The following is a 23,829-nucleotide window of genomic DNA, read 5'->3' as shown; positions in this document are numbered from 1 at the left end:
GATTGGCCCCCGCCTGGGGGGCGCACTAAGCTTTGGGCATGACCGAGAGGAAATGCCCATGAGCAAACGCCTGCCCAACCTGCCCGCCTGGCAATGGCGCGGCTACCACCACAACCACCGCCACCCGACCAACCTGGTGCTGCACCTGATCGCCGTGCCGTTGTTCATCCTTGGCGCGTTGCTGATTCTGTCCGGCCTGTTCGGCCTGGATCTGGGCCAGATTGCCGTTGGCATCATTGCCTTGATCGCCGGCCTGGGCCTGCAGCGCCAGGGCCATCGCCTGGAAGCCGAGCAACCCGAGCCCTTCGCCAACCGCAAGGATGCCGTGCAACGTCTGCTGACCGAGCAGTTCATCACCTTTCCGCGCTTCTTGCTGAGTGGGGCCTGGTGGAAGGCCTGGCGGGAACGACACAAGCATCGGCGCTGATGCCATTGGGGCTGCTCTGAAGCCCAATCGCGACGCAAGGCCGCTCCCACAAGAACCGCGCATGTCCTGAAATTTACGCGATCCTGTGGGAGCGGCCTTGTGTCGCGATAGGAGCGCAACGCGCTCCCAGGCTCGGTCAGGCAAACACGGTAACCGTCTGCCGGCTCAAGGCCAGCAATTCGCCCTGCGCCGTCCTCAACGCAGCGGCAGCGTGCCCGTAACCATCCCGCGCATGCTCGGTTTCCACGCAATAACGGCACCAGTCCAGGGTCGACAGCTGCGCCCTGGGCTGCATGAATTCGATGGTCCAGGTCAACGTGCTGCCGGCAGCCGGCTGCTTGAGAAACGGCATCAGGCTCGGTGGCCAGGCATCGACCAACGCCAGCAGGTGCGCCTCGTTGACCGGCTCTTCCTCCACCCCGCGCAAACGTACCCAGCCGCCCATCTGGCGCGACTGATTGCCACTGAACGGCAACCCACCCACCGCCCAGCGCAAGGCCACATGCTGCATGAACTCCGGGGTAACGCCTTTGATATGGGGCAACTCGGGGGCTGCGTCTTCGAGCGCTTTCATTTCCGTGGCCGGCAACGCCGGCACATCGACCACCGATGGCCGCCCCGCACCGAAATTGCCCTGCACCAGGGTCACCACCTGGCCGTCTTGAACGGCACGGCCCAGCAAGGTGCTGACTGCCTTGCCTTCACGCAGCACCTCCACGTCGAAGCGGATTGGCACATCCGCCGCGGCCGGCGCCACAAAGCTGATGGCCAGCGAACGCACGGGGCGGTCATCGGAGATTTTCTGGCGCATGGCTTCATACACCATGGCCGCCATTAGCCCGCCAAAGGCGGCGCGACCCTGGGCCCAGCTTGGCGGGACGCTCACCGCTTCGGGGTTGGCCCGCACGGCGTCAAGCAGTTGGTTGAAATTCATTGGCCGGCTCCTGCCTGCAGCGAAAAAGGTCTGTCCATCCTAGCCAGCAACCCCCTGTCGATCAGCCCGCATATCGGTCATTTTTCGGGCTTTCGCCGCGCCAGCGCCTGCTGCAGTGCATCCAGCGTCACATCCGAATGGCGCTCGGCCTCGTGCAACTCCTGCTCCCAGGCGGCCTTGCACGGTGCCAGGTCGGCATGGTCGCGCGCCTGCAACAGCCATTGCAGGCGGTCATGCCAGTCACCCAGGTCGCCCTGGGCCTGCTTCAGCAAGCGCCGCAACTGCTTGCCCGCATGGTCGAGCTGCGGGTATGCCTCATCACCGTAGCGCGCACGCTTGATCAGCAAACGCAGGCGGTGGCGGTCGTGGGCCGGGTCCTGCAGCGCTTTGTGCAACTTGCGCCACTGTTTGACCAAGCGTTTGTCGATACGCTTTTCCAACGCCTTGACCAGGCCCTCGCGGCCAGCTGCACGCAGGAACAGCGGAAACGCGTCGACAATCGCCAGCACCCGGGTCAGCTGCGGGCTGGCGGCAACACTGGCAAAGGTACTGCCACGCCCTTCCAGGCGCCGCTGCCCGGCCTCGGCAAAACCACGCCCGATCAGTTCGGCCGCCAGCACCTCACGGTCACGCAACGGCGTGGTCAGTGTACCCAACGACTTGGCGGCGTCCTCCAATTGCTCCACCCCCGGCAGCCCACGCAGCGGCCGCAGCAGGCTGCGCAGGCGCCGCAGGGTGGTGCGCAGGTCATGCAAGGCCTCACTGTCGGTATCGGCAGCCAGGCGCTCGCGGCAGGCCAGCAGGCGCACCTGCAAGGCCACTATCTGGGCAACCACATGATCGAGCATGGCAGACATCGAAAGACGCTCCTTGGTCAGCGCCCGGCGCGAGACTCACGAATGTAGAAACGGGCCTTTTCGGCTTTTCTGGTACAGCTTTCATAACCTTCGAACTGCTGCTGGGTCTTGGCCCCGGTCAGCAATGACAAGGCCTTGGAGTAGCTCACGGCACCGGCAAAGCCTTCGGCCTTGGCCAGGTCCAGTTCCTTCCAGGCGGCATCCAGTTGGGTCGCGCAACTCTCGCGGTAGGCCGTCTTGCCCGCGCAGCCAGCAAGGGCCAAGGCGATCAAGGGAAGGCAGATCCAGGCTTTCATCGGTAATACCTCAAAAGAAAAAACGTTGGCTTTTTGACGCCTCGGCAGCTGAAAAGTGCCCTGCCCAGCCAGCTTGGCCCAGCCAGTTTTATTACAGTAGCTCAGCGCGATGCACATTGAAGCACAGGTGGCGATGGGTGCATTGTAGGACCATGGTTGCACTGGCCGGGGAATGTTCATGAGCAAACGCGTGGCACTGGTACTGGGATCCGGCGGAGCCCGGGGGTATGCACATATCGGGGTGATCGAGGAAATCGAGCGCCGTGGCTACGACATTGCCTGCATCGCCGGCTGCTCCATGGGCGCGGTGATCGGCGGCATCTATGCCGCCGGCAAGCTGGAAGACTACCGCAACTGGATCGAGAGCCTCGACTACCTGGATGTGTTGCGCCTGGTCGATGTCAGCTTTCGCCTCGGCGCAATTCGCGGCGACAAGGTGTTCGGGCAAATCCGCAAGATCGTCGGCGAGATCAACATCGAGCAATTGCGCATCCCCTACACGGCGGTTGCAGCCGACCTCACCAACCAGCAGGAAATCTGGTTCCAGGAGGGCTGCCTGCACCAGGCCATGCGCGCCTCGGCGGCCATCCCCAGCCTGTTCACCCCGGTGATGCAAGGCAACCGCATGCTGGTCGACGGCGGCATCCTCAACCCGCTGCCGATCGTGCCGGTGGTGTCCAGCCACTGCGACCTGATCATCGCGGTCAACCTCAACGCCACCAACCAGAAGCAGTACCAGTTACCGGTGATCGAACGCCCGGCGGCGTTCAAGATGCGGTTCGATGCCCTGCTCAGTTCGCTGGGCTCGCGCTTGCCGTTCCGGCGCAAGCCGGCGGAGGAGCTGATCCGCATCGAGCAGGAAATCGTCGCCGAAGGGCTTGCGCCGCCAAACCCATGGCTGGCCGATGCCGCCAACCCGGAAGGCCAGCAACCGGCGGCGGCGCCGGAGCGCGAAGGCGCACCGAAGTCGGCGACCGGCTCGTTCATCATCGACAACGTGGGGCCCGCTTCGCTGCTGGACTTGATCAACCAGAGCTTCGAAGTCATGCAGACATCGTTGGCGCAGTACAAGATCGCCGGCTATCCGCCGGATGTACTGATCAACGTGCCCAAACGGGTATGCCGGTTTTTCGAGTTCTACAAGGCGCCAGAGCTGATTGCCCTGGGGCGGGAGATTGCGCGGGATACGCTGGATAACTATGAAGGGGTGAAACGCTAGGCCTTGTACTGCCTGTAATGGCCTCATCGCCGGCAAGCCAGCTCCCACAGATACCCCGCAATGCTTGAGGCAAGTGTGATACCTGTGGGAGCTGGCTTGCCGGCGATGAGGCCGGAACAGGCAGCAGAAACGAAACAGGCCGCACTGGGCGGCCTGTTCGTTCATGCATCCATCACCTTAGTAACGGGTGATGTCCGCCTTGGCTTCCAGCTGCTTGCGGTACGCCGCGAAGTCTTGCTGGCCAGCACGCGACGCGAGGTAGCGGCGGATCTGCTGCTTCTCTTCGTCGGTGGCAGTAGCGCCTTCGTTGACACCCTTGAGCTGCAGTACCACCAGGCTACCGTCACGCAGCACGACGCTGCCATAAACCGGCTTGTCCTTGGCCTGTGGCTTGCCCAGGCGGAACAGTGCCTGCAGCTCGGCCGGGTCGATACCGTCCTCGCCGCGGGTAACTGCTTCATAGGCCTTCCAGCCCTGCCCTTCGTGCACACTGCCCGCTGCGATGGAGCCGTCACGCAGGCCGGCAATCAGCTTGTCCGCCTTGGCCTTGAGCTCGGCAGTCGCCTTCTCCTTGGCCAGGTGTTCGCTGATGTTCTTGGCCACGGCTTCCAGCGGCAGCTGCTCAGGCTTGCGGTGCTCCTTGACGCGCAGTACCACGGTGGTTTCCGGGTCGAGCTCGATGGCGGTGCTGTTGGCACCCTCCTCCAGCACTTCTTCGGAGAATGCGGCCTGCACGACCGAACGGTTGGCAGTGATGCCTTCACCACCCTCACGGCCGAAGGCTGCGGAGGTTTGCACCTTCAGGTTCAGGTCCTGGGCCGGCTGGGCCAGGTCGGAAGCCTCGTAGGCGGCATCCTGCAGCTGCTTGCTGGCATCTACGTAACGCTGCTCGACCAGCGGGATCTTCAGGTCACGGGTCAGCTTGTCCTTCAGGCTGGCGAAGCTCGGCACTTCGGGCGCCTGCACGCCCAGCAGCTTGATCAGGTGGTAGCCGAACTCGGTGCGCACCGGCGCCGAGACCTGGCCATCCTGCAACTTGTACAGCGCATCTTCGAACGCCGGGTCGTAAACGCCCGGGCCGGCGAAGCCAAGGTCACCGCCGCTGTTGGCCGAACCCGGGTCCTGGGAGAACTCCTTGGCCAGCGCGGCAAAGTCTTCACCCTTGGCCAGACGCTGCTCGATCTCTTCGGCGCGGGCCTTAGCCTGGGCGTCGGTGACCTTGTCGTTGACCTCGATGAGGATGTGCGCGGCATGGCGCTGCTCGGCGAGGTTGGCGACTTCCTTCTCGTACTGGGCCTTGAGCTCTTCGTCGGTCACCTTGACCTGGTCGAAGAACACCGACTTCTTCAGCTCGATGTAGTCGATCACCACCTGGTCTGGCGACATGAACTCCTTGGCATGCTGGTCGTAGTGCGCCTTGATCTCTTCATCGCTGACCTTGACCGCGGCCGGGTCGGCCTTGAAGGTCAGGGAAGCGAAGTCACGGGTCTGCTTCTCGAGGCGGGCAAAGGCATCGACCTGCTGGTCGGTGACGAAGCTGCTGCCGGCCAGGCCGGTGCGCAGCTGGCCGATGAGCATTTCCTCGGCGAGCATGTCGCGGAACTGCATGCGGCCATAGCCCATCTGGCGAATGACCTGGTCAAAACGGTCGGCACTGAACTTGCCGTCCACCTGGAATTCCGGCGTCTGCAGGATCACTTGATCCAGCGCGGCCTCGGAGAAGGCGAATTTGGCATCTTCGGCGCCTTGCAGCAGCAGCTTGCGGCTGATCAGGCCTTTCAGTGCCTCTTCGCGCAGCAATTTGTCGTCCAGCAGCGCCGGGTCGAAATCCTTGCCCAACTGTTGCATCAGCTGACGGCGCTGCATGTCGGCCGCCTGGCTCAGCTCGTTCTGGCTGATGGTCTGGCCGTTCACCTTGGCGGCGTCCTGGCTATGTGTGGCGGCCTGGAAAATGGCTTCGAAGCCGGTCAACGCCATCAACACGACGATAAGGCCGATGATGGTCTTGGCAATCCAACCTTGTGAATTGTCCCTGATATTTTGCAGCATGCGTCCCCCAGAAACGGCTGTACCACTGCGTCGACAACCGCGGAGCGTGGGTAGAAACCTGATAAAAGAAAGGCGCATCCGAGGATGCGCCTTTTCTTAGCAAACGTGTCAGGCGGGAACGTTTGCGCCCCGCCATCACCGTGCTCGGACCTGGCCAGGCCGGGTCCGGCTGAAAGAGACGACTTAGTTGACGGCGTCTTTCAGGCCTTTGCCAGCCTTGAAGCCTGGAACCTTGGCGGCAGCGATCTTGATCGCGTTACCGGTTTGCGGGTTGCGGCCGGTGCGCTCTGCACGCTCCTTGACCGAGAAGGTACCGAAGCCAACCAGTACCACATCGTCACCTTGCTTCAGGGCGCCGGTGACGGATTCGATGACTGCGTCCAGCGCACGGCCGGCTACAGCTTTCGGGATGTCAGCAGATGCGGCGATAGCGTCAATCAGTTCCGACTTGTTCACTCTAAGTCCCCTTATTTCTCTATTGAGTTTGTTTCTAAGTATGTAATGAAAAGCTTATGAAACGTGCGCTGGGTGGCCTGATGACAATAGCGTGCCGCTTTATAGCAAGGCCCCGAAAAAACTGTCAAGGAAAGCCCCCCAGCCAAAAACTACTAGTGCGTGCTAATTCTTTCCTTAGCATCGCCGTCGCGCTTTTCATCTTTCGCGACAATCTCCGGAGCCACATCTGGCAAGGGCTCCGGGGCGTATTGCAGCGCAATTTGCAGGACTTCGTCAATCCATTTGACCGGTTTGATCTGCAGATCCTGTTTGATATTTTCCGGAATCTCCTTCAGATCGCGAACATTCTCCTCGGGAATGATCACCGTCTTGATCCCGCCACGGTGTGCCGCCAGCAGTTTTTCCTTCAACCCGCCAATGGCCAGCACCTGGCCACGCAGGGTGATTTCGCCGGTCATGGCCACGTCGGCACGTACCGGAATCTGCGTCAGCGCCGACACCAGCGCGGTGCACATGCCGATACCGGCACTTGGGCCGTCCTTCGGCGTGGCGCCTTCCGGCATGTGGATATGCACGTCGTGCTTCTCGTGGAAGTCGGCGGCGATACCCAGGCTGCGGGCACGGCTGCGCACAACGGTCTGCGCGGCGGTGATCGACTCGACCATGACGTCGCCCAGCGAGCCGGTCTTGATCAGCTGGCCCTTGCCGGGGATGACCACGGCTTCGATGGTCAGCAGTTCGCCGCCCACCTGGGTCCAGGCCAGGCCGGTAACCTGGCCGATCTGGTCCTGCTGCTCGGCCAGGCCGTAGCGGAACTTGCGCACACCCAGCAGGTGTTCCAGCTGCTCGCTGGCCACCTTGACCTTGACCTGTTTCTGCCCGGTATGTTCCTTGACCACCTTGCGGCAGACCTTGGCGATTTGCCGCTCCAGGCCACGCACACCGGCTTCGCGGGTGTAGAAGCGGATGATGTCGCGGATCGCCGAGACGTCGACTTCCAGCTCGTCCTTCTTCAAGCCGTTGGCCTTGACCTGCTTGGGCACCAGGTACTTGACCGCGATGTTGATCTTCTCGTCCTCGGTGTAGCCCGGCAGGCGGATGACTTCCATCCGGTCGAGCAGCGCCGGCGGGATGTTCATCGAGTTCGAGGTGCACAGGAACATCACGTCCGAGAGGTCGTAGTCGACCTCCAGGTAGTGGTCGTTGAAGTTGTGGTTCTGCTCCGGGTCGAGCACTTCGAGCAGTGCCGAGGCCGGGTCGCCACGCATGTCGCTGCCCATCTTGTCGATTTCGTCCAGCAGGAACAGCGGGTTGCGCACCCCCACTTTGGTCATCTTCTGGATCAGGCGGCCAGGCATGGAACCGATGTAGGTACGGCGGTGACCACGGATCTCGGCCTCGTCACGCACACCACCCAGGGCCATGCGCACGAACTTGCGGTTGGTGGCAGCGGCGATCGACTCGGCCAGCGAGGTCTTGCCGACGCCAGGCGGGCCGACCAGGCACAGTACCGGGCCGCGGATTTTCTTGACGCGCTTTTGCACGGCAAGGTACTCGAGGATGCGTTCCTTGACCTCTTCCAGGCCGTAGTGGTCGGCATCGAGGATTTCCTCGGCCTTGGCCAGGTCCAGGCGCACCTTGCTCTGGGCCTTCCACGGCACCTGCACCAGCCAATCGAGATAGGACCGGACCACGGTGGCCTCGGCCGACATCGGCGACATCTGCTTGAGCTTGTTCAGCTCGGCCTGGGCCTTGGCCAGTGCGTCCTTGGGCAGGCCAGCGGCTTCGATGCGCTTTTTCAGCTCTTCGACTTCGTTGTGGCCTTCGTCGCCATCGCCGAGCTCTTTCTGAATGGCCTTCATCTGCTCATTCAGGTAGTACTCGCGCTGGCTGCGCTCCATCTGTTTCTTGACCCGACCGCGAATGCGCTTTTCGACCTGCAGCAGGTCGATTTCGGCATCCAGCAGCGCCAGTACGTGCTCGACACGGGTCGGCAGGTCGACGATTTCGAGAATTTCCTGTTTCTGCTCGATCTTCAAGGCCATGTGTGCGGCCATGGTATCGACCAGGCGCCCTGGCTCTTCGATGCTGTTCAGCGACGACAGCACTTCGGCAGGGACTTTCTTGCCCAGCTGCACGTACTGCTCGAACTGCGACAGCAGCGTGCGCACGAACACTTCCGACTCGCGCTCGGCGGCGTCGACTTCGTCGATCAGGGAAACTTCGGCACGGATGTGCCCTTCTACTTCGCTGAAACGCTCCACGGCGCCGCGCTGCTCGCCCTCGACCAGCACCTTGACGGTGCCATCGGGCAGTTTCAACAATTGCAGCACGGTGGCAACGGTACCGACGCGGTACAGGGCGTCTTCGCCCGGATCATCGTCGGCCGGATTTTTCTGGGCCAGCAGGAGGATCTGCTTTTCGCCCGTCATCGCCGCCTCAAGGGCTTCGATGGACTTTTCGCGCCCCACGAACAGCGGGATGACCATGTGCGGGTAAACAACGACATCGCGCAATGGCAAAAGAGGCAAGTCGAGGGTGGTCTTCATGATTTCGCCTCTACAGCGGCCTTATGGCCGGAAACCGGTGGAAATGATGCTTGGACCTAATGTGGGGGCACGCTTGGGAAATTACAAGCGCTAGCGCAGGAAAAGCAGAAAGGGGCCCGTAGGCCCCTTCTTGCTTGCAACCGTCAACCGGCCATTGCCTGGATCAGGCGTCCGGTGCGGCCTTGGCTTGCGGCTCGCTGTTCTCGTAGATCATCAGCGGCTGCGAGGTACCATCGATGACGCTCTCGTCGATCACCACCTTGCTGACATCCTTCTTCGAAGGAATCTCGTACATGGTGTCGAGCAGCACGCCTTCGAGGATCGAACGCAGGCCACGGGCGCCGGTCTTGCGCTCCAGGGCCTTGCGCGCCACGGCCTTGAGCGCATCGCTGCGGAACTCGAGGTCGACGCTTTCCATCTCGAACAGCTTGGCATACTGCTTGGTCAGGGCGTTCTTCGGCTCGGTGAGGATCTGCATCAGCGCAGCCTCGTCCAGTTCGTCGAGGGTTGCCAGTACCGGCAAGCGACCGACGAATTCCGGGATCAGGCCAAACTTGACCAGATCGTCCGGCTCGACCTCACGCAGGGACTCGCCAACCTTCTTGCCCTCTTCCTTGCTGCGTACTTCGGCGCCAAAACCGATGCCCCCCTTGGTGGAGCGGTTCTGGATGACCTTTTCCAGGCCCGAGAAGGCGCCACCGCAGATGAACAGGATGTTGCGGGTATCGACCTGCAGGAATTCCTGTTGCGGGTGCTTGCGGCCGCCCTGCGGCGGAACCGAGGCCACGGTGCCTTCGATCAGCTTCAGCAGTGCCTGCTGCACGCCCTCGCCCGAGACGTCACGGGTGATGGACGGGTTGTCCGACTTGCGCGAAATCTTGTCGATCTCGTCGATGTAGACAATGCCCATCTGGGCCTTTTCCACGTCGTAGTCGCACTTCTGCAACAGCTTCTGGATGATGTTCTCGACGTCCTCACCCACGTAACCGGCTTCGGTCAGGGTGGTGGCGTCAGCAATGGTGAACGGTACGTTCAACAGGCGTGCAAGGGTTTCGGCGAGCAGGGTCTTGCCCGAGCCGGTTGGCCCGATGAGCAGGATGTTGCTCTTGCCGAGTTCGACTTCGTCACCCTTCTTGTCACGCTGGTTCAGGCGCTTGTAGTGGTTGTACACCGCTACGGCAAGCACCTTCTTCGCGCGTTCCTGACCAATGACGTACTGGTCCAGGATACCGCTGATTTCTTTCGGCGAAGGCAATTTGTGCGCGCTGCTCTCGGCCTGGGCTTCCTGCACCTCCTCACGGATGATGTCGTTGCACAGGTCGACGCACTCGTCGCAGATAAATACCGAGGGCCCGGCAATCAGTTTGCGCACTTCGTGCTGGCTTTTGCCGCAGAAGGAGCAATAAAGCAATTTGCCGCTGTCCTCGCCGTTACGGGTGTCAGTCATTCGATCGATCCAATCCGGTAGGCTTGCAACACAAGATGAAGGCAATTGCGGGCTTTTTCAAGTCCGCAGGTAGGCGCTTTCCGCGCCTACCTGCTCTGGCACCCCGGTTCAGGAGGCCAGTTGCCGCTTGTCGTAGACCGAGTCGATCAGGCCGTACTCGGCCGCGCGCGAGGCGCTCATGAAGTTGTCACGTTCGGTGTCGCGCTTGATGGTCTCGAGATCCTGGCCGGTGTGGTAGGCCAGCAGCTCGTTCAGGCGTGCCTTGATATTGAGGATTTCCTGGGCGTGGATTTCGATATCGGTGGCCTGACCCTGGAAGCCGCCCAGCGGCTGGTGGATCATCACGCGCGAGTTCGGCAGGCAGTGACGCTTGCCCTTGGCACCTGCAGCCAGCAGGAAGGCGCCCATGCTGCAGGCCTGGCCGATGCAGATGGTCGAGACGTCCGGCTTGATGAACTGCATGGTGTCGTAGATCGACATGCCGGCGGTGACGGAACCGCCCGGCGAGTTGATGTACAGATGGATATCCTTGTCCGGGTTTTCCGCTTCAAGGAACAGCAGTTGCGCGACGACGAGGTTGGCCATGTAGTCCTCTACCGGGCCAACCAGGAAGATCACACGCTCCTTCAACAGGCGCGAGTAGATGTCGTAAGCGCGTTCGCCACGGGCGGACTGCTCGATAACCATCGGGACCAGGCCGCCTGCGGCCTGGATGTCAGAGCTCTGCTGAATATAAGAATTGCGGGACATGTCCTGCGCTCACTCCCAAATAGTCATGGCTTGAATACGCACAAGCCAGCTCGAAGGCTGGCTTGTGGGGGTTTCCTACGAGAGAAGCCTGTTACTCAGCGGCGGCTGGAGCCTGTGCTGGTTTAACGGCATCTTCGTACGAGACCGACTTGTCGGTCACAGTCGCTTTCTGCAGAACAGTATCTACAACTTGTTCTTCCAGCACAACCGAACGGACTTCGTTCAGTTGCTGGTCGTTCTTGTAGTACCAGGCGATGACCTGCTCAGGCTCTTGGTAAGCCGAAGCCATTTCTTCGATCATTTCGCGAACCTTGCCTTCGTCCGGCTTCAGCTCGAACTGCTTGACCACTTCGGCCACGATCAGGCCCAGGACCACACGGCGCTTGGCTTGTTCTTCGAACAGCTCGGCCGGCAGTTGCTCAGGCTTGATGTTGCCACCGAACTGCTGAACAGCCTGCACGCGCAGACGGTTGACTTCGTTTTCCAGCAGGGCCTTAGGCACTTCGATCGGGTTGGCAGCCAGCAGACCGTCCATGACCTGGTTCTTCACCTTGGCCTTGATGGCCTGGCGCAGTTCACGCTCCATGTTCTTGCGAACTTCGGTGCGGAAGCCTTCCAGGGTCGATTCCTTGATGCCGAACTGGGCGAAGAACTCTTCGTTCAGCTCTGGCAGCACAGGAGCAGCAACGCTGTTGACGGTGATGGTGAACTCGGCGGCTTTGCCAGCCAGGTCCAGGTTCTGGTAGTCCTCAGGGAAGGTCACGTTGACAACGCGCTCTTCGCCAGCCTTGGCGCCAACCAGGCCGTCTTCGAAGCCTGGGATCATGCGGCCGGAGCCCAGTACCAGCTGGGTGCCCTTGGCCGAACCACCGGCGAACACTTCACCGTCGACCTTGCCGACGAAGTCGATGTTGACCTGGTCGTCGTTCTGCGCGGCGCGCTCGACGGCCTCGAAGCGGGTGTTCTGCTTGCGCAGCACTTCCAGCATGTTGTCCAGGTCGGCGTCAGCCACTTCGGCGCTCAGGCGCTCGACGTTGATCGACTCGAGGCCGCCAACAGTGAACTCCGGGAACACTTCGAAGATGGCGACGAATTCCAGGCCCTTGCCCTTTTCGAAGGACTTCGGCTCTACCGCAGGGGCGCCAGCCGGGTTCAGCTTCTGCTCGACGATGGCTTCGTAGAAGGAAGCCTGGACCAGGTCACCGAAAGCCTCTTGACGGGCATCGGCTTCGAAACGCTGACGGATCACGCTCATCGGCACTTTGCCTGGGCGGAAGCCGGCAACCTTGGCGCGCTTGGCAGTCTGTTGCAGACGCTTGTTGACTTCGTTCTCGACGCGCTCGGCCGGAACGGCGATGGTCATGCGGCGCTCGAGAGCGGAAGTGTTTTCAACAGAAACTTGCATGGATATTCCTCGTTGCACAGACGTTAGCCGGCGTTAGCCCGACTCCAGAATCAAGGGCAAGCATTCTAGTGAGTCGCGCAGCAGAAGTCACCCCACTCGGGACGACGGGAAACCACGCCGGTCGATTAACTTTCAAGGCCCGCACGACATAACGCCGGGCCTGCTTCAATGGGGGCCGCACGACGCCCGGGGCGACCTGCAGCCGAAATACCTTGTCAAACAACTACCAGGAACGAATTCGCTGCCTTTATTCAGGATCGATTTCGTTGAACTGGCAGTACTCCTCCCACTCCATCCCCAGCGCCTCGGCTACCTCGCGGTGCGTCTCCAGGCGCATGGCCTGCAGCTGCTCGGGGGTTTCGGCGATCAGTTGCAGGGCCAGCTCCCAAGGCTGGATACCCTGCTCCTCGGCCGCATCCTCGAACGCCCACTCGATCTGCTGGGCCTGCTCGCGCGCATCCAGCTCACGGATCTCTTCGAGCAGCTGCGGGTTGGCCTCGGCAAAGCGCTGTAGCGCCAGGGCCTGACGGGCTTCTTTTGCGATCATCGGGCTGTTCCTCTGCCGGCCAAATGGGCCGGTGTTTCAACCGGCTGAAATCTAACAGCTTTTATTGGGATGTCACCAGAGGATTGCAAGGGCCGGGATCGATTGATTTGCAACCCGGCGAACACTCCTACAGCACTGCGGGAAACACGCTATGGCACAAGCGATTGCCCTGCGCTTGAATGGAGCACCTTTTTTGGTACACTTCCATGGACAGGAACGCAACAACACTAGATGTCCGCTTCTTTCGCACCGAAGCCGGCAATGAGCCTGTACGCGAATGGTTGACCTCACTCCCCCGCACCCACAAACACCTGATTGGAACCGAGATCAAGACAATACAAATCGGATGGCCGCTAGGCATGCCCATTGTCAGGAAGCTCGGGAAAGGCCTATGGGAGGCCAGGGTCAATCTTGAAAACACAATCGCCCGGGTACTTTTTACCGTGGATGGAAACACCATGGTCCTGCTTCACGGCTTCATCAAGAAGAGCCAGAAAACACCAGCGCCGGACCTGGCCGCCGCCAGGCAGCGCCAAGCCGCCATAAAGAGGCACAAGCAATGACCACACATATCGGCTCCGACTTCGACGACTTCCTGACAGGCGAGGGCCTTGCAGAGGAGGTATCCGCAGCCGCCCTGAAGCGCGTGATCGCCTGGCAGATCGCCGATGCCATGAAAGCGCAGAAGATCAGCAAGAAGGCATTGGCCGAGCGCATGCACACCAGCCGCACTGCGGTTGACCGGGCGCTCGACCAGAACGACCCAGGCATGACACTGGCAACCCTGGCCAGCGCAGCGCGCGCCCTCGGGCATCGCGTAGAGGTGCGCCTAGTACCGGAAAACAGCCCTGCCCTCGCCTGAGCGCAGCGCGCCAGATCAGGGCGCAAAACAAAAAGGCGCCCGATCTCACGATCAAGGCGCCTTCGAAGAATATGGGGTGGACGATGGGAATCGAACCCACGACAACTGGAATCACAATCCAGCGCTCTACCAACTGAGCTACGCCCACCATATTGCGGTCTTGCGATGTTGCGGTACAGCCTTACAGAAGCATGGTGCGGACGAAGAGACTCGAACTCTTACAGCTTGCGCCGCTGGAACCTAAATCCAGTGTGTCTACCAATTTCACCACGTCCGCGTAACGCTTAAAACAAAGGCGCCAGATGCTATCGAGGCGCCTTCGAAGAATATGGGGTGGACGATGGGAATCGAACCCACGACAACTGGAATCACAATCCAGCGCTCTACCAACTGAGCTACGCCCACCATATTGCGGTCTTGCGATGTTGCGGTACAGCCTTACAGAAGCATGGTGCGGACGAAGAGACTCGAACTCTTACAGCTTGCGCCGCTGGAACCTAAATCCAGTGTGTCTACCAATTTCACCACGTCCGCGTAACGCTTAAAACAAAGGCGCCAGATGCTATCGAGGCGCCTTTGAAGAATATGGGGTGGACGATGGGAATCGAACCCACGACAACTGGAATCACAATCCAGCGCTCTACCAACTGAGCTACGCCCACCATATTGCATTACAGCCTACTTGCTTGCCAAAGCTGCCTAATGGCGCACCCGGCAGGACTCGAACCTGCGACCATCCGCTTAGAAGGCGGATGCTCTATCCAGCTGAGCTACGGGCGCTTAAGCTTGAAGCCTAACCGAACGAGACCTTAACAGGTAACTGCTAAACCACTCATTCTGCCCGACTTAGCCAACCAGTGCTAGGCTGTGCCCGACAAGTGCGGCGAATCTTATAGGCGGGCCTGATAGTCGTCAACACCTTTCTCAAAAAAATTTAAATTATTTAAGGGCTTAGGGGATTTGCCCGACCACCCGCCTTTGCCCTTGGCCCATGTCGTGCGAGAATGCGCCCTCTTTAATTGTTTCCTTCTCGATGGTTAATCACGCGTCTATGACTGCACACCTAATCGATGGCAAGGCGATCGCCGCCAGCCTGCGCCAGCAGATCGCTCAACGTGTCGTGGAGCGTCGCCAGCAAGGCCTGCGTACGCCGGGCCTGGCGGTGATCCTGGTCGGCACCGACCCCGCCTCCCAAGTCTATGTCTCGCACAAGCGCAAGGACTGCGAAGAGGTCGGCTTCATTTCGCAGGCGTTCGACCTGCCCAGCGAAACCACGCAGCAGGCCCTGACCGAGCTGATCGACCGCCTCAATGACGACCCGGCCGTCGACGGTATCCTGCTGCAGTTGCCGCTGCCGGCGCACCTGGACGCCTCGCTGCTGCTCGAGCGCATCCGCCCGGACAAGGACGTGGACGGCTTCCACCCGTACAACATCGGCCGCCTGGCCCAGCGCATCCCGCTGCTGCGCCCGTGCACGCCGAAGGGCATCATGACCCTGCTGGAAAGCACCGGCCAGGACCTGTACGGCATGAACGCGGTCATCGTCGGCGCCTCCAACATCGTTGGCCGCCCGATGGCCATGGAGCTGCTGCTGGCCGGCTGCACCGTGACCGTCTGCCACCGCTTCACCAAGGACCTCCCCGGCCATGTCGGCCGCGCCGACCTGGTGGTAGTGGCCGCAGGCAAGCCGGGCCTGGTCAAGGGTGAGTGGATCAAGGAAGGTGCCATCGTCATCGACGTGGGCATCAACCGCCAGGAAGACGGCAAGCTGGTCGGCGACGTGGTCTACGAGACCGCCCTGCCGCGCGCCGGCTGGATCACGCCGGTGCCGGGCGGCGTCGGGCCGATGACCCGCGCATGCCTGCTGGAGAACACGCTGTATGCGGCGGAAGAGCTGCACAAGTAATACCGCGTGAGATGAAAACGGCACCTCTGGCAGGTGCCGTTTTTTTTGCCCGTGATCAATGCATTGGCTTCACCGGCCTCTTCGCGGGTGAACCCGCTCCCACAGGTTGCGCGCCGTCCCAGAAGATGGCGATATCTCTGTGGGAGCGGGCTTACCCGCGAAGAAGCCGGCGCGGTATTCAGCCGGTCACTTCCTGGCCGCCTCCCACGACTTCAGCAGTTCGTTGTAGCTGACCGTCTCGCCCTTGGGCTTTTCGTTGGCCAGTTTCGGTTTCGGCGCCCCGGGCTGGTCGAACCAGTACTGGGCGTCCTTCTCCGGGTTCAGCTTCGGTGCGCAGGTGGCCTGGGCGTTGGACCGCTGCAACCGCTCCATCATCCGGTCCTGGTCGCGGGCCAGGCCGTCCAGCGCTTCCTGCGGGGTCTTCTCGCCACTGGCCACTTCGGCGATGTGGCTCCACCACAACTGCGCCAACCGCGGGTAATCCGGCACGTTGGTGCCGGTCGGTGTCCACTGTACCCGCGCCGGGCTGCGGTAGAACTCCACCAGCCCGCCCAGCTTGGGCGCCAGTTCGGTCATGGCCTGGGAATTGATGTCCGACTCGCGAATCGGTGTGAGGCCGACGATGGTCTTTTTCAGCGACACGGTCTTGGAGGTGACGAACTGGGCGTACAACCACGCAGCCAGGCGTTGCTTCTCGGGGGTGGACTTGAAGAAGGTCCACGAACCGGTGTCCTGGTAGCCCAGCTTCATCCCCTCCTCCCAGTACGGCCCCTTCGGCGAAGGCGCCATGCGCCACTTCGGCGTGCCGTCAGCGTTCACCACCGGCAAACCGGGCTTGGTCATGTCGGCGGTAAACGCGGTGTACCAGAAGATCTGCTGGGCGATATTACCCTGGGCCGGCACCGGGCCGGCTTCGGAGAAGGTCATGCCCTGGGCTTCCTTGGGCGCATAGGCACGCATCCAGTCCACGTACTTCTGCGTGGCATACACGGCGGCCGGGCCGTTGGTGTCGCCGCCACGGGTCACGCTGGACCCCACCGGGTGGCAGTCCTCCACGCGAATACCCCATTCGTCCACCGGCAAACCATTGGGCAGGCCTTTGTCGCCGCCACCCGCCATGGAGAACCAGGCATCGGTGAAGCGCCAGCCCAGCGACGGGTCTTTCTTGCCGTAGTCCATGTGGCCATAAACGCGTTTGCCGTCGATTTCCTTGACGTCTTCGGTGAAGAACCTGGCAATGTCCTCGTAGGCCGACCAGTTCACCGGTACGCCCAGCTCGTAGCCGTACTTTTCCTTGAACCTGGCCTTCAGCTCGGGCCGCTCGAACCAGTCGGCACGGAACCAGTAGAGGTTGGCGAACTGCTGGTCGGGCAGTTGGTAGACCTTGCCATCCGGCGCGGTGGTGAAGGAAATGCCGATGAAGTCCTTCAGGTCCAGGGTCGGCGAAGTGTAGTCCTTGCCTTCGTTGGCCATCAGGTCGGTGATCGATTCCACCTTGCCGTAGCGAAAGTGCGTACCGATCAGGTCGGAGTCGTTGACCCAGCCGTCATAGATGTTCTTGTCCGACTGCATCTGTGTCTGCAGCTTTTCCACCACGTCGCCTTCCTGCAACAGGTCGTGGGTCAGCTGTATACCGGTGATCTCGCTGAAGGCCTTGGCCAGCACCTTGGACTCGTATTCATGGGTGGTGATGGTTTCCGACACCACGTTGATCTTCATGCCGCGGAACGGCTCGGCTGCCTTGATGAACCACTTCAACTCGGCCAGCTGCTGTTCAGGGGTAAGGGTCGAAGGCTTGAACTCACTGCCGAGCCACTTCCTTGCCGCATCCTCGTACTGGTCGGCCCAGGCTGTGCCCTGCACGCTGGCCAGTACCAGCAACGCGGCCAGGGTCAAATGTCGCCTGTTGTACTTGTTGTCGAACATTGTGATCTCCCGTTTCAGTTATCCCACAGGGCCGCTCGCTCAGCCCCAGCGCAGCACCACCACCAGCCACGCCAGCGACAGCAGCGAGGCCACCCACAATGGCCACTCGCTGACGCCAACCACCAGCAAATGCAGGTAGGCGCTGGCCAGCAGGCCGATGAACAAGCGGTCGCCACGGCTGGTGACCAGCGGCAGGAAGCCGCGTCGCTCCACGCAGGGGCGGCTCAGTTCGAGCAGGGTCATGCCCAGCAGCAGCACGCCAACGGCGGCGAAGAACAGCGCCGTCGGCAAGGTCCAGGCCATCCACTCCATGCCTTGCCCTCCTCACACCCGGCCCAGGGCGAAGCCCTTGGCCACATGGTTGCGCACGAACCAGATCACCAGCATGCCCGGCAAGATGGTCAGTACCCCCGCCGCCGCCAACACGCCCCAATCGATGCCCGAGGCCGACACGGTACGGGTCATCACCGCGGCGATCGGTTTGGCATTCACCGAGGTCAGAGTGCGCGCCAGCAGCAACTCGACCCAGGAGAACATGAAACAGAAAAACGCCGTCACGCCGATGCCGGAGCCAATCAGCGGGATGAAGATCTTCACGAAGAAGCGCGGGAAGCTGTAGCCGTCGATGTAGGCTGTTTCGTCGATTTCCTTCGGCACACCAGACATGAACCCCTCGAGGATCCACACCGCCAGCGGCACGTTGAACAGGCAGTGGGCCAGGGCCACGGCGATATGGGTATCGAACAGGCCGATCGACGAATACAGCTGGAAGAACGGCAGCAGGAACACCGCCGGTGGCGCCATGCGGTTGGTCAGCAGCCAGAAGAACAGGTGCCGGTCCCCGAGGAAGCGGTAACGCGAGAAGGCATATGCCGCTGGCAGCGCCACCAGCAGCGAAATCAGCGTGTTCAGGCACACGTAGTACAGCGAATTGATGTAGCCGCTGTACCAGCTGGCATCGGTGAAAATCACCCGGTAGTTGTCGAGGGTGAACGCCTGTGGCCACAGGGTCAGGCCGCCGAGGATCTCGGTGTTGCTCTTGAACGACATGTTCAGCAGCCAGTAGATCGGCACCAGCAGGAAGAAGAAGTACAGCAACAGGGCCAGCGATTTGCGCGTGCTCATGGACTAGTCCTTGTCGGCATGGGTCATGGCTGTGTAGAACAGCCACGAAACCAGCAGGATGATCAGGAAGTACACCAGCGAGAATGCCGCCGCCGGGCCCAGGTCGAACTGCCCCACGGCCATGCGCGTGAGGGTCTGGCTGAGGAAGGTGGTGGCGTTGCCGGGCCCGCCACCGGTCAGCACGAAGGGCTCGGTATAGATCATGAAGCTGTCCATGAAGCGCAGCATCACCGCGATCAGCAGCACGTTCTTCAGCTTGGGCAACTGGATATGGCGGAACACCGCCCAGCCCGAGGCGCGGTCGATGCGCGCAGCCTGGTAGTACACGTCGGGGATGGCGCGCAGCCCCGAATAACAGAGCAACGCCACCAGCGATGTCCAGTGCCACACGTCCATCACCAGCACGGTCAGCCAAGCGTCGAACGGGTCGCCGGCGTAGTTGTAGCTGACCCCGAGCTTGGCCAGAGTGGCGCCGAGCAGGCCGATGTCGGCCCGGCCGAAAATCTGCCAGATGGTGCCGACCACGTTCCACGGGATCAGCAACGGGATGGCCATGACGATCAGGCACACCGAGGCCATGCGCCCCTTGGTCGGCATGGTCAGGGCAATGGCGATGCCCAGCGGGATCTCGATCAACAGCACGCAGGCGGAATAGATGAACTGGCGCAGCAGCGCATCGTGCAGCGCCGGGTCGCGCAGCACCTGGCGGTACCAGTCGGCGCCGACGAAGTAGCGGTTGGACTGGTCGAAGATGTCCTGCACCGAGTAGTTGACCACCGTCATCATCGGCACCACCGCACTGAATGCCACCAGCAGGAACACCGGCAGCACCAGCCACCAGGCCTTGTTGTTCGGCACCTTGTTCATGGCCCGACCTCCAGCAGCACATCGTCGACGTACAGCATCAGCCACTGCGCCGGCAGGCTGACCCAGGCCTGGGCCACCGGCAGCGGGCGGTCCTCGCCCAGGCGCGCCTTGAGCGCGACACCGCCCAGTTCGAGGGTGACGATGCGGTAGGTGCCCAGGTCCTCGACGTCCAGCACCCGTGCCGGGTAGGCGTCATCGAACGGGCTGTCCCACAGCTGCACGAATTCCGGGCGGATGCCTACCTGCAGGCGTCCACCGCCTGTGGCCGCCAGGCGCTCTCGCAGGTGCTCCCGCAGTTGCCCGGGCAGCACCAGGTGAATATCGCCGAACACCACCCCATCCGCTTCGGCGCGTACCTCGATCAGGTTCATCCCCGGGCTGCCGATGAAGTAACCGACGAAGGTATGCCGCGGCCGCTCGAACAGTTCACGCGGGGTGCCGAACTGAACGATGCGCCCGCCGTGCATCACCGCGATCTTGTCGGCGAACGTCGAGGCCTCCAACTGGTCGTGGGTGACGTAGATCATGGTGATGTTGAACTGCTCGTGGATCTGCTTGAGCTTGCGCCGCAGCTTCCACTTCAGGTGCGGGTCGATCACCGTCAGCGGCTCGTCGAACAGGATCGCCGACACGTCATCGCGCACCAGGCCACGCCCCATGGAGACCTTCTGCTTTTCGTCGGCACTGAGGTTGCGCGCCTTCTTGCGCAGCACGGCCGACAGGTCGAGCACCTCGGCAATTTCCTCCACCCGGGCCTGCACCCGGGCTTCATCCAGCCCCTGGTTGCGCAAGGGAAACGCCAGGTTGTCGAACACCGTCATGGTGTCGTACACCACCGGGAACTGAAACACCTGGGCGATGTTGCGCGCCTGTGGTGACAGCTGGTTGACCGACTTGCCGTCGAACAGCACCTCGCCGTGGGACGGTGTCAGCAGCCCGGAGATGATGTTGAGCAAGGTCGACTTGCCGCAGCCCGACGGCCCGAGCAAGGCGTAGGCACCGCCCTGCTCCCACACATGCTCCAGCGCGTGCAGGGCATAGTCCGCCTCGCTGGCGGGCTGGCGGCTGTAGCTGTGCGCCAGTTGGCGCAGGCGGATCTCGGCCATCACCCTCTCCTTGCCTGGCGCAGCCCAGGGGCCTGCACCAGCGCCCCGGCGCTGTCGAACACGAACAGCTTGTGGGTGGGGATGAACACGCGGATCGGCGTGTCCACCTGGTATTCGTGCACCCCTGGCAGGTGCAGGATCATGCGCCAGTGTTCGTTGCGTACATGCAGGAAGGTCTCTGAACCACTGATCTCGGCCAGTTCCACCAGCACCGACAGTTCCAGGTCGTCGTCGTGGGCCGGCACCAGGCTGATGTGGCTGGGCCGCACGCCAAAGCGGTAGTCACCCTCGGCAAGCGGCTGCAAGTCGGCATTGCGGGCGAAGTGCACGGCCTGGGCCAGGCTCACGTCGTTGCCGCTGATACGGCCAGGCACCAGGTTGATCGGCGGCTCGGAAAACAGCTCGGCAGCAAGCACGCTGCCCGGGCGCTGGTAGACCTCGGCGGTAGGCCCGCTCTGGACGATACGGCCCTCATGCACCAGGGTGGTGGTGCCGCCCAGAGCCAGCGCCTCGTTGGGCTCGGTGGTGGCATACACGGCAATGCAGTGGCGTGCCGCGAACAGTTCGCGCAGTTCCTGGCGCAGGCCCTCGCGCAGCTTGTAGTCGAGGTTGACCAGTGGCTCGTCGAACAAAATCAGCGAGGCATCCTTGACCAGCGCCCGGGCCATTGCCGTGCGTTGCTGCTGGCCACCGGACAGCTCCAGCGGCAGGCGCTGCAGGTAGGCTTCGATGCGCAGCATTTCGGCGGTTTCCTGCACCCGTCGGCGAATCTGGGGCTCGTCCATGCGTGCCTGGCGCAGCGGTGACGCAATGTTCTCGTACACGCTGAGGGTCGGGTAATTGATGAACTGCTGATACACCATCGACACATTGCGCTGGCGCACCGGCATGCCAGTCACATCCTGGCCATCCATCAGCACCCGCCCCCGGTCCGGGCGATCGAGCCCGGCCATCAGGCGCATCAGGCTGGTCTTGCCGGCCAGGGTGCGGCCCAGCAGCACGTTGAACGAGCCGGGTTCGAAACGCAGTGAGGCATCGACGATCCAGGCCTGGTTGTCGACGCTGCGGCTGACCTGTTCCAGCACCAGGGACATGGCGTGGCCTTCTTGTGGTTTTTGTCTGCCGGGCACAGCCAGTTTCGTGCCAGTTGCACCGCGACCGTCTGGCCCGGGGCCTTGCTGGCAACACCGGCCAATCGCAGGTTCACAAGTGAACACAAGCACTGAACAACTGAACACTTGCCGGTTTGACATTGAACAACCGTGCACGACACTGAACAGCGGTCGGCCCCATGACAACAATCACACAGGACAGGCCCATGGCCGCATCCGCTTCGCCCCATGCCCAACTGATCCAGGCCTCCTGGGCCCGCTGCCGCGACCACGGCCTGCAACCCCAGCACGCCCCGGACTTCGACTGCCTGACCCGCGCCGAGCTGAACGCCCTGCTGGAGCGGCGCCAGGCCCTGCTGCGCCTGACCCGCGAAGCGGTGCTGCCGCAATATGCGCACCTGCTGGGCAATGCCAGCTACCTGGTGATGCTGGCCGATGCCAGCGGCTGCCTGCTCGACAGCTGGGGCTCGCGGCGGTTCATCGAGCCGCGCCAGCAGCATGGTTTCAGCGCCGGTGCCCACTGGCACGAGCGCGGTGTCGGCACCAATGCGCTGGGCACCGCGCTGGTCTGCGCCGAGGCGATTCACGTTGGCCAGGACGAGCACTTCCTGCGCCAGAACCGCTACATGTCCAGCGCCGCCGCGCCGCTGTTCGACGCCGAGCGGCAGCTGGTCGGGGTGCTCGATGTGGCCAGCGACGGCTACCTGCCCGCCAGCCAGACCCTGGGCCTGGTACGCATGATGGGCCAGAGCCTGGAGAACCGCCTGATCCTCGCCAAGCATGCCGACCAGCACGCGCAACTGATCTTCAACAGCGCCTCCGACAACCTCGACAGCCCCTGGGCCGGCCTGCTGGTGTTCGATGAGCACGGGCAGGTGCTGGCCGCCAATCACCGGGCCGACACCCTGCTCGGGGGCAACCCGCTGCAACAGAACATCGCGCAACTGTTCCAGTTGCCCCTGCAACAGCTGCTCAGCCATCCCCGGCAACAGCCCTTCGCCCTGCAAGCCACCGGGCGCAACCGCTTTCATTGCCATTGGCAGCCGCCGCGCGAGCCCCCCGGCCGCCCCGCCGCCAGCAGCGCCGAGCCACGCCTGGAGAAGGCCTTGGCGCAGGCCGGCCTGCTGCTGGAAAAGGACATCCCGGTGCTGGTGCAGGGGGAGACTGGCGTAGGCAAGGAGGTATTCGTCGATACCCTGCACCGGGCCAGCAGCCGCGCCAGCCAGCCGCTGATCGCCGTCAACTGCGCGGCGATCCCGGCCGAGCTGGTGGAGTCGGAACTGTTCGGCTACGACAAGGGCGCGTTCACCGGCGCCCACCAGAAGGGCAACCCGGGGCTGATCCGCAAGGCCCACCACGGCATTCTGTTCCTCGACGAAATCGGCGACATGCCGTTGCCCACCCAGGCCCGCCTGCTGCGCGTGCTGCAGACGCGCAGCATCCAGCCATTGGGCAGCGGCGAACCGGTGGCGGTGGATATCCGCGTGGTGTCGGCGAGCAACCGCGACCTGGCCGAAGAAGTGCGCGCCGGGCGCTTTCGCCAGGACCTGTATTACCGCATCGCCGGGCTGGCGGTGGTGTTGCCGCCGCTGCGCGAGCGCAGTGACCGCCGGCAACTGATCGAGCAGGTGCATGCGCGCTACCGCGACCCCGGGCAGCCTGCGCGGCTGCCTGCGGCCATTATCGAACTGCTCGATCGGCACCCCTGGCCGGGGAATATGCGTGAGCTGGTGAGTGTGCTGCAGGTGGCGCTGGCCTTGGCGGGCAATGGGCCTGTCGGCGTCGAGCACCTGCCTGCAGGATTTCTGGCCGAATTGCAGACCCCCGTGCTGCATGCCACTGAGGAAGCGGACCTGCACGCGCTGGTGGAGCAAGCCAACGGCAACCTGTCGGCGGTGGCGCGCGGGCTTGGGATCAGCCGCACCACGCTATACAAGCGGCTGCGTGAGCGATGATTGCCTTTGCCTGTGCGGGCCTCATCGCCGGCAA

Annotated in this window: 22 protein-coding genes and 6 tRNA genes; 6 read left to right on the top strand and 22 right to left on the bottom strand. The window is 62.4% G+C overall.

Annotation, left to right across the window (positions count from 1 at the left end; translation table 11 throughout):
• Window positions 1-58: 58 nt before the first annotated feature.
• On the top strand, window positions 59-427 hold the full coding sequence (locus RYH74_RS12525; RefSeq protein WP_038409214.1) for an Mpo1-like protein: 369 nt from the start codon (window positions 59-61) through the stop codon (window positions 425-427).
• Between the two features lie 136 nt (window positions 428-563).
• Here RYH74_RS12525 and RYH74_RS12520 read toward each other — a convergent pair whose 3' ends face one another.
• The 3 genes from RYH74_RS12520 to RYH74_RS12510 all read right to left on the bottom strand — a co-directional run bounded on the left by RYH74_RS12520 (window position 564) and on the right by RYH74_RS12510 (window position 2,514).
• On the bottom strand, window positions 564-1,361 hold the full coding sequence (locus tag RYH74_RS12520; RefSeq protein WP_025338423.1) for an acyl-CoA thioesterase: 798 nt from the start codon (window positions 1,359-1,361) through the stop codon (window positions 564-566).
• Window positions 1,362-1,438: 77 nt separating this feature from the next.
• Complete coding sequence (locus RYH74_RS12515) at window positions 1,439-2,218, bottom strand: CHAD domain-containing protein (protein ID WP_317409487.1); 780 nt, start codon at window positions 2,216-2,218, stop codon at window positions 1,439-1,441.
• A 17-nt stretch (window positions 2,219-2,235) separates the two neighbouring features.
• The gene (locus RYH74_RS12510) at window positions 2,236-2,514 is read right to left on the bottom strand and encodes a hypothetical protein (protein ID WP_003259403.1); all 279 of its coding nucleotides are present in this window, start codon (window positions 2,512-2,514) and stop codon (window positions 2,236-2,238) included.
• A 178-nt stretch (window positions 2,515-2,692) separates the two neighbouring features.
• Between RYH74_RS12510 and RYH74_RS12505 the strand changes: the two genes are divergently transcribed.
• Entirely contained in the window at window positions 2,693-3,733 is a 1,041-nt protein-coding gene (locus RYH74_RS12505; RefSeq protein ID WP_025338421.1) for a patatin-like phospholipase family protein, read from the top strand.
• A gap of 177 nt (window positions 3,734-3,910) precedes the next feature.
• Here RYH74_RS12505 and RYH74_RS12500 read toward each other — a convergent pair whose 3' ends face one another.
• The 7 genes from RYH74_RS12500 to RYH74_RS12470 all read right to left on the bottom strand — a co-directional run bounded on the left by RYH74_RS12500 (window position 3,911) and on the right by RYH74_RS12470 (window position 12,936).
• Window positions 3,911-5,782: a SurA N-terminal domain-containing protein gene (locus tag RYH74_RS12500; RefSeq protein ID WP_317409486.1), complete on the bottom strand. Its 1,872-nt coding sequence runs from the start codon at window positions 5,780-5,782 to the stop codon at window positions 3,911-3,913.
• Between the two features lie 183 nt (window positions 5,783-5,965).
• Window positions 5,966-6,238, bottom strand: coding sequence for an HU family DNA-binding protein (locus RYH74_RS12495; protein WP_003259401.1), 273 nt, complete (start codon window positions 6,236-6,238; stop codon window positions 5,966-5,968).
• A gap of 152 nt (window positions 6,239-6,390) precedes the next feature.
• Window positions 6,391-8,787 (bottom strand): endopeptidase La, encoded by a 2,397-nt coding sequence (gene lon / locus RYH74_RS12490; protein WP_015269697.1) that lies wholly within the window; start codon window positions 8,785-8,787, stop codon window positions 6,391-6,393.
• A gap of 163 nt (window positions 8,788-8,950) precedes the next feature.
• Window positions 8,951-10,234: an ATP-dependent Clp protease ATP-binding subunit ClpX gene (clpX, locus tag RYH74_RS12485; protein WP_025338419.1), complete on the bottom strand. Its 1,284-nt coding sequence runs from the start codon at window positions 10,232-10,234 to the stop codon at window positions 8,951-8,953.
• 108 nt (window positions 10,235-10,342) lie between these two features.
• A complete protein-coding gene (gene clpP / locus RYH74_RS12480; RefSeq protein ID WP_003259400.1) occupies window positions 10,343-10,984 on the bottom strand; it encodes an ATP-dependent Clp endopeptidase proteolytic subunit ClpP in 642 nt (213 codons plus the stop codon).
• Window positions 10,985-11,075: 91 nt separating this feature from the next.
• On the bottom strand, window positions 11,076-12,389 hold the full coding sequence (gene tig, locus RYH74_RS12475) for a trigger factor (protein ID WP_317409485.1): 1,314 nt from the start codon (window positions 12,387-12,389) through the stop codon (window positions 11,076-11,078).
• 247 nt (window positions 12,390-12,636) lie between these two features.
• Window positions 12,637-12,936: a DUF6388 family protein gene (locus RYH74_RS12470; RefSeq protein WP_025338418.1), complete on the bottom strand. Its 300-nt coding sequence runs from the start codon at window positions 12,934-12,936 to the stop codon at window positions 12,637-12,639.
• Between the two features lie 206 nt (window positions 12,937-13,142).
• On the opposite strand from RYH74_RS12470, the gene RYH74_RS12465 reads away from it, so the two are divergent.
• Entirely contained in the window at window positions 13,143-13,499 is a 357-nt protein-coding gene (locus tag RYH74_RS12465) for a type II toxin-antitoxin system RelE/ParE family toxin (RefSeq protein WP_075044534.1), read from the top strand.
• Entirely contained in the window at window positions 13,496-13,798 is a 303-nt protein-coding gene (locus RYH74_RS12460) for a Fis family transcriptional regulator (protein ID WP_317409484.1), read from the top strand. The genes RYH74_RS12465 and RYH74_RS12460 overlap by 4 nt, the downstream gene beginning before the upstream one ends.
• Window positions 13,799-13,870: 72 nt before the next feature.
• Here RYH74_RS12460 and RYH74_RS12455 read toward each other — a convergent pair.
• From RYH74_RS12455 to RYH74_RS12430, 6 genes are all read right to left on the bottom strand, one after another.
• A tRNA-His gene (locus RYH74_RS12455) sits at window positions 13,871-13,946 on the bottom strand.
• 44 nt (window positions 13,947-13,990) lie between these two features.
• Window positions 13,991-14,075, bottom strand: a tRNA-Leu gene (locus RYH74_RS12450).
• A 52-nt stretch (window positions 14,076-14,127) separates the two neighbouring features.
• Window positions 14,128-14,203: transfer RNA gene (locus RYH74_RS12445), tRNA-His, on the bottom strand.
• A gap of 44 nt (window positions 14,204-14,247) precedes the next feature.
• Window positions 14,248-14,332, bottom strand: a tRNA-Leu gene (locus RYH74_RS12440).
• Between the two features lie 52 nt (window positions 14,333-14,384).
• A tRNA-His gene (locus RYH74_RS12435) sits at window positions 14,385-14,460 on the bottom strand.
• 41 nt (window positions 14,461-14,501) lie between these two features.
• A tRNA-Arg gene (locus RYH74_RS12430) sits at window positions 14,502-14,578 on the bottom strand.
• Between the two features lie 271 nt (window positions 14,579-14,849).
• On the opposite strand from RYH74_RS12430, the gene folD reads away from it, so the two are divergent.
• On the top strand, window positions 14,850-15,704 hold the full coding sequence (gene folD, locus RYH74_RS12425; RefSeq protein ID WP_025338415.1) for a bifunctional methylenetetrahydrofolate dehydrogenase/methenyltetrahydrofolate cyclohydrolase FolD: 855 nt from the start codon (window positions 14,850-14,852) through the stop codon (window positions 15,702-15,704).
• Between the two features lie 186 nt (window positions 15,705-15,890).
• On the opposite strand, the gene RYH74_RS12420 is transcribed toward folD, so the two are convergent.
• From RYH74_RS12420 to RYH74_RS12395, 6 genes are read right to left on the bottom strand one after another with little or no spacing between them, the layout of a single operon-like run.
• On the bottom strand, window positions 15,891-17,630 hold the full coding sequence (locus RYH74_RS12420; protein ID WP_013971878.1) for an ABC transporter substrate-binding protein: 1,740 nt from the start codon (window positions 17,628-17,630) through the stop codon (window positions 15,891-15,893).
• Between the two features lie 39 nt (window positions 17,631-17,669).
• Window positions 17,670-17,942, bottom strand: a complete 273-nt coding sequence (locus RYH74_RS12415) for a DUF2160 domain-containing protein (protein WP_075044532.1) — start codon at window positions 17,940-17,942, stop codon at window positions 17,670-17,672.
• A gap of 12 nt (window positions 17,943-17,954) precedes the next feature.
• A complete protein-coding gene (locus RYH74_RS12410; RefSeq protein ID WP_013971876.1) occupies window positions 17,955-18,755 on the bottom strand; it encodes a carbohydrate ABC transporter permease in 801 nt (266 codons plus the stop codon).
• A gap of 3 nt (window positions 18,756-18,758) precedes the next feature.
• Window positions 18,759-19,622 carry a carbohydrate ABC transporter permease gene (locus RYH74_RS12405; protein ID WP_013971875.1) on the bottom strand — a complete coding sequence of 288 codons (864 nt, stop codon included), beginning with the start codon at window positions 19,620-19,622 and terminating at the stop codon, window positions 18,759-18,761.
• Window positions 19,619-20,728, bottom strand: coding sequence for an ABC transporter ATP-binding protein (locus tag RYH74_RS12400; RefSeq protein WP_317409482.1), 1,110 nt, complete (start codon window positions 20,726-20,728; stop codon window positions 19,619-19,621). Before RYH74_RS12400 ends, RYH74_RS12405 begins: the two co-directional genes overlap by 4 nt.
• Window positions 20,728-21,822 (bottom strand): ABC transporter ATP-binding protein, encoded by a 1,095-nt coding sequence (locus RYH74_RS12395; RefSeq protein ID WP_317409481.1) that lies wholly within the window; start codon window positions 21,820-21,822, stop codon window positions 20,728-20,730. The genes RYH74_RS12400 and RYH74_RS12395 overlap by 1 nt, the downstream gene beginning before the upstream one ends.
• Window positions 21,823-22,046: 224 nt before the next feature.
• Here RYH74_RS12395 and RYH74_RS12390 point away from each other — a divergent pair, with 224 nt between their 5' ends.
• Window positions 22,047-23,795 (top strand): sigma-54-dependent Fis family transcriptional regulator, encoded by a 1,749-nt coding sequence (locus RYH74_RS12390; protein ID WP_317409480.1) that lies wholly within the window; start codon window positions 22,047-22,049, stop codon window positions 23,793-23,795.
• Window positions 23,796-23,829 lie beyond the last annotated feature (34 nt).

This window comes from Pseudomonas sp. LSJ-87, assembly GCF_032971465.1.
Taxonomy (GTDB): Bacteria; Pseudomonadota; Gammaproteobacteria; order Pseudomonadales; family Pseudomonadaceae; genus Aquipseudomonas; species Aquipseudomonas putida_Z.
Note: the sequence above shows the minus strand (reverse complement) of the source record. Positions and strands in the feature narration are given on the sequence as shown.

Coding starts and splice junctions, on each gene's coding strand:
- RYH74_RS12505 (WP_025338421.1), top strand. CDS start 2,693: ATGAGCAAACGCGTGGCACTGGTACTGGGATCCGGCGGAGCCCGGGGG.
- RYH74_RS12390 (WP_317409480.1), top strand. CDS start 22,047: ATGGCCGCATCCGCTTCGCCCCATGCCCAACTGATCCAGGCCTCCTGG.
- clpP (WP_003259400.1), bottom strand. CDS start 10,984: ATGTCCCGCAATTCTTATATTCAGCAGAGCTCTGACATCCAGGCCGCA.
- lon (WP_015269697.1), bottom strand. CDS start 8,787: ATGAAGACCACCCTCGACTTGCCTCTTTTGCCATTGCGCGATGTCGTT.
- RYH74_RS12420 (WP_013971878.1), bottom strand. CDS start 17,630: ATGTTCGACAACAAGTACAACAGGCGACATTTGACCCTGGCCGCGTTG.
- RYH74_RS12515 (WP_317409487.1), bottom strand. CDS start 2,218: ATGTCTGCCATGCTCGATCATGTGGTTGCCCAGATAGTGGCCTTGCAG.
- clpX (WP_025338419.1), bottom strand. CDS start 10,234: ATGACTGACACCCGTAACGGCGAGGACAGCGGCAAATTGCTTTATTGC.
- RYH74_RS12395 (WP_317409481.1), bottom strand. CDS start 21,822: ATGTCCCTGGTGCTGGAACAGGTCAGCCGCAGCGTCGACAACCAGGCC.
- RYH74_RS12415 (WP_075044532.1), bottom strand. CDS start 17,942: ATGGAGTGGATGGCCTGGACCTTGCCGACGGCGCTGTTCTTCGCCGCC.
- RYH74_RS12520 (WP_025338423.1), bottom strand. CDS start 1,361: ATGAATTTCAACCAACTGCTTGACGCCGTGCGGGCCAACCCCGAAGCG.
- RYH74_RS12500 (WP_317409486.1), bottom strand. CDS start 5,782: ATGCTGCAAAATATCAGGGACAATTCACAAGGTTGGATTGCCAAGACC.
- RYH74_RS12525 (WP_038409214.1), top strand. CDS start 59: ATGAGCAAACGCCTGCCCAACCTGCCCGCCTGGCAATGGCGCGGCTAC.
- RYH74_RS12405 (WP_013971875.1), bottom strand. CDS start 19,622: ATGAACAAGGTGCCGAACAACAAGGCCTGGTGGCTGGTGCTGCCGGTG.
- tig (WP_317409485.1), bottom strand. CDS start 12,389: ATGCAAGTTTCTGTTGAAAACACTTCCGCTCTCGAGCGCCGCATGACC.
- RYH74_RS12410 (WP_013971876.1), bottom strand. CDS start 18,755: ATGAGCACGCGCAAATCGCTGGCCCTGTTGCTGTACTTCTTCTTCCTG.
- RYH74_RS12465 (WP_075044534.1), top strand. CDS start 13,143: ATGGACAGGAACGCAACAACACTAGATGTCCGCTTCTTTCGCACCGAA.
- RYH74_RS12470 (WP_025338418.1), bottom strand. CDS start 12,936: ATGATCGCAAAAGAAGCCCGTCAGGCCCTGGCGCTACAGCGCTTTGCC.
- folD (WP_025338415.1), top strand. CDS start 14,850: ATGACTGCACACCTAATCGATGGCAAGGCGATCGCCGCCAGCCTGCGC.
- RYH74_RS12510 (WP_003259403.1), bottom strand. CDS start 2,514: ATGAAAGCCTGGATCTGCCTTCCCTTGATCGCCTTGGCCCTTGCTGGC.
- RYH74_RS12460 (WP_317409484.1), top strand. CDS start 13,496: ATGACCACACATATCGGCTCCGACTTCGACGACTTCCTGACAGGCGAG.
- RYH74_RS12400 (WP_317409482.1), bottom strand. CDS start 20,728: ATGGCCGAGATCCGCCTGCGCCAACTGGCGCACAGCTACAGCCGCCAG.